Raw genomic sequence first — 303 nt, 5'->3', positions numbered from 1 at the left:
TCCAGATTGTTAAAGAGCAAAATACTTCGCAGCATACTGTTGCCAATACGCTCTGAAGTCTTTTTTAATGGTGGAGCTATGCGGGATCGAACCGCAGACCTCCTGCGTGCAAAGCAGGCGCTCTCCCAGCTGAGCTATAGCCCCATCTCTACTTACAGATACCTTACATACCACTCACGCGAGAGTTGGTAGGCCTGAGTGGACTTGAACCACCGACCTCACCCTTATCAGGGGTGCGCTCTAACCACCTGAGCTACAAGCCTATTAAGGTATTTCTGCTCGTTATTTTCATCAGACAATCTG

General features: G+C 48.8%; 2 tRNA genes. Both read right to left on the bottom strand.

Going from position 1 to position 303, the window contains the following annotated elements:
* Positions 1-68: 68 nt before the first annotated feature.
* Positions 69-144: transfer RNA gene (locus tag OI69_RS18390), tRNA-Ala, on the bottom strand.
* A gap of 42 nt (positions 145-186) precedes the next feature.
* A tRNA-Ile gene (locus OI69_RS18385) sits at positions 187-263 on the bottom strand.
* Positions 264-303: the final 40 nt, after the last annotated feature.

Origin of the sequence: Pectobacterium fontis (assembly GCF_000803215.1) — a bacterium.
In the GTDB taxonomy this organism is placed as follows: Bacteria; Pseudomonadota; Gammaproteobacteria; order Enterobacterales; family Enterobacteriaceae; genus Pectobacterium; species Pectobacterium fontis.
This window is presented reverse-complemented; position numbering and strand designations above follow the sequence as displayed.